This is a genomic window from Kitasatospora sp. NPDC032757 (assembly GCF_055579305.1).
On the sequence record NZ_JBVINN010000030.1, the window covers coordinates 1 to 3,373 of the forward strand.

Here is a 3,373-nt window from a genome sequence, read left to right on the forward strand (position 1 = left end):
GTGGACGGCGGTCGAGTCGGTGGCGGCGCGTCCGGCGCGGACCGCGGGCACGGTCGTCAAGGACGAGGGCGAGGGCGGCAAGCAGCTCGCCGCCTTCCTCGCCGACCAGAAGTTCATCTAATCCCACGCGTTCGCGTTTCCAACGATCGATCAGGAGCAACGAATCATGGCTGAGATCCTGGTTCTCGTGGACCACGCCGACGGTGTGGTCCGCAAGCCGGCCCTGGAACTGCTGACCCTTGCCCGCCGGATCGGCGAGCCGTCGGCCGTCGTCCTGGGTGCCGGTGCGGCCGCCGCCGACATCGCCGCCAAGGTCGGCGAGTTCGGTGCGGCCAAGGTGTACGTCGCCGACGGCGCCGAGTTCGCCGACCAGCTGGTCGTCCCCAAGGTCGACGCGCTGGCCCAGATCGCCAAGGCCACCGAGGCCGCCGCGGTGCTGGTCACCTCCTCCGGTGAGGGCAAGGAGGTCGCCGCCCGCGTCGCGCTGCGGATCGGCTCCGGCATCATCACCGACGCCGTCGACCTGGAGGCCGGCGCGGACGGCCCGGTCGCCACCCAGTCGGTGTTCGCCGCGTCCTTCCAGGTGAAGTCCAAGGTGTCGCACGGCGCCCCGGTCATCACGGTCAAGCCGAACGCCGTCGCCCCCGAGGCCGCTCCGGCCGCCGGCGCCGTCGAGAACGTCACCGTCGCCTTCACCGGCAACGCCGCCAAGGTCACCTCGCGCACCCCGCGGGTCTCCACCGGCCGCCCCGAGCTGACCGAGGCCGCCATCGTGGTCTCCGGCGGCCGCGGCGTCGGTGCCGCCGAGGGCTTCGGCGTGGTCGAGGAGCTCGCGGACGCGCTCGGCGCGGCCGTCGGCGCCTCGCGTGCCGCCGTCGACGCCGGCTGGTACCCGCACAGCAACCAGGTCGGCCAGACCGGCAAGCAGGTCTCCCCGCAGCTCTACATCGCGGCCGGCATCTCCGGCGCGATCCAGCACCGGGCCGGCATGCAGACCTCGAAGACCATCGTGGCCGTCAACAAGGACGCCGAGGCCCCGATCTTCGAGCTGGTCGACTACGGCGTCGTGGGCGACCTCTTCGAGGTGCTGCCGCAGCTCACCGGCGAGGTGAAGGCCCGTAAGGGCTGATCCGCCGCGTGCGTCACAACCGCAGGGCGCGTCCGGGACCTCCCGGGCGCGCCCTGCGGTCTTGCCGGGGTCTGCCGCCCGGCCCGTAGAGTCGGCCCCACGACCGGCCACGACACGGCCGGCGGGGACGGGGCCGGCCACGACAGGGCCGGCGAGGACAGGGCCGCACACCGTGAGCAAGGGCGAGGGCAGAGGCATGACACTCCTGACGGCACTTCAGGGCGACTTCGGCGATTCCGGTGACGCGCTGCGGATCGACGGCCGCGAGCTCTCCCGCGAGGAGCTGCTCGGCGCGGCGACCGCGGTGGCCGACCGGGTGACGGGCGCCCCCGCCCTGGCGGTGCTGGCCCGGCCCACCGCCGAGACCGTCGCCGCCGTGGTCGGCGGGCTGCTGGCCGGCGTGCCCGTGGTACCGCTGCCGCCCGACTCCGGCCCCAAGGAGCGCGCGCACATCCTGCGCGACTCGGGTGCGGCCCTGCTCGCGCACGCGGCCGCGGACACGGTGCCGCAGGACGCCGGGGTGGCGGCGCTGCCGGTCGACCTGACGGAGCGTTCCGCCACCACCTACGCCGAGCCCGCGGCGGACGCCACCGCATTCGTGCTCTACACCTCGGGCACCACCGGCGCGCCCAAGGGGGCGATGATCCACCGCTCGGCCGTCGCCGCCGACCTGGACGCGCTCGCCGAGGCCTGGGCGTGGACCGCCGACGACACCCTCGCGCACGGACTGCCGCTCTTCCATGTGCACGGTCTGGTGCTCGGCGTGCTCGGCGCCCTGCGCACCGGCAGCCGGCTGGTGCACACCGGGCGGCCCACCCCGGCCGGGTACGCGGCCGCCGGCGGCAGCCTGTACTTCGGCGTGCCGACCGTCTGGTCCCGGCTGGCCGCCGACCCGGAGGCCGCCGGGCAGCTGGCCTCGGCCCGGTTGCTGGTGTCCGGCAGCGCCCCGCTGCCCGTGCCGGTCTTCGGGAAGCTGACCGCGCTGACCGGCCACGCCCCGATCGAGCGGTACGGCATGACCGAGTCCCTGATCACCGTCTCCACCCGGGCGGACGGCGAGCGCCGCCCCGGCAGCGTCGGCCTGCCCGTGGCCGGCGTGCGGACCAGGCTGGTCGGCGAGGACGGCGAGCCCGTCGCGTCCGACGGCGAGAGCGTCGGCGAGCTGCAGGTCGCCGGGCCGACCCTGTTCGCCGGCTACCTCAACCGGCCGGACGCCAACGCCGAGTCCTGGACGGCGGACGGCTGGTTCCGCACCGGCGACGTCGCGGTGATCGGCGAGGACGGGTTCCACCGGATCGTCGGGCGGGCCTCGGTCGACCTGATCAAGAGCGGCGGGTACCGGATCGGCGCCGGCGAGGTGGAGGCCGCGCTACGCGACCACCCGGCGGTCGCGGACGCTGCCGTGGTGGGCGCTCCCGACGACGACCTCGGCCAGGCGGTGGTCGCCTACGTCATCCCGGACGGCGCGGTGACGGGGGAACAGCTGACGGCGTTCGTGGCGGAGCGGCTCTCGGTGCACAAGCGGCCCCGGAAGGTCGTGCTGGTGCCCGAACTGCCCAGGAACGCCATGGGAAAGGTGCTGAAGAAGCAGCTGCTGGCGGAGTCGGCACACGGGTGACGGGAGGTCACCCGGTGGTCGTCCGGGCGGTCGTCCGGTGACGGACGCTCACCTGATCGACCGTCTCCCTGCTCACCATCCGTGAACCCTTCCTTTGGCGCACTCCACTGCGCGCTGTGAGCGGACGCGTGCCTACCGTGACATGCAGGCAGAACCGAATCCCTGGACGACATGCGGCGGCTTCCGGTCGTAGGACCGGAAGACGTGGCATGTCGGCCGGGGGGGTCTCTGCAGTTCCCGCTCAGCAAAGGAAGACAGCAGGATGACGACCGTCAACACCGGCGCACCGGGCGCCGCCGACGACCCGACCGGGCAGCACGCCACCACCGACGCGCGGCCCCGTGCCGCCCGTCCCTCCCGGGCGGGGCGGGTCCGCCGGGGGATAGGCATGGTGGCCGTGATCGCGGCCGGAGCCGGCGTGATCGGCCTCGGCACCAGCGTGGGCAGCGCAGCCGCCGAGCCCGCGCCGGCCCACGCCGGCTGGGACGGCTCGCGGTACTGGTTCAAGAACGGCCAGGGCCAGTGGCGCTGGACCGCGCACTACGACGTCTACCAGGCCCGCATCGGGGGCTCGTCGTCCTCGGCGGCCTCGACGTCCTCGACCTCCTCGGGCTCCTCGTCCGGTG

2 protein-coding genes and 2 pseudogenes are annotated in these 3,373 nt (G+C 74.3%); all 4 read left to right on the forward strand.

What is annotated here, in order from left to right; translation table 11 throughout:
* Positions 1–121, forward strand: a pseudogene (locus tag ACZ5WK_RS27525) (electron transfer flavoprotein subunit beta); the annotation flags it as partial.
* Between the two features lie 45 nt (positions 122–166).
* Positions 167–1,129, forward strand: coding sequence for an electron transfer flavoprotein subunit alpha/FixB family protein (locus ACZ5WK_RS27530; RefSeq protein ID WP_396324803.1), 963 nt, complete (start codon positions 167–169; stop codon positions 1,127–1,129).
* Positions 1,130–1,325: 196 nt separating this feature from the next.
* Positions 1,326–2,747, forward strand: a complete 1,422-nt coding sequence (locus tag ACZ5WK_RS27535; protein WP_405362549.1) for an acyl-CoA synthetase — start codon at positions 1,326–1,328, stop codon at positions 2,745–2,747.
* Between the two features lie 262 nt (positions 2,748–3,009).
* Positions 3,010–3,373, forward strand: a pseudogene (locus ACZ5WK_RS27540) (hypothetical protein); the annotation flags it as partial.

Excerpts from the sequence above, each read along its gene's own strand:
- ACZ5WK_RS27530 (WP_396324803.1), top strand. The coding sequence starts at position 167 with ATGGCTGAGATCCTGGTTCTCGTGGACCACGCCGACGGTGTGGTCCGC.
- ACZ5WK_RS27535 (WP_405362549.1), top strand. The coding sequence starts at position 1,326 with ATGACACTCCTGACGGCACTTCAGGGCGACTTCGGCGATTCCGGTGAC.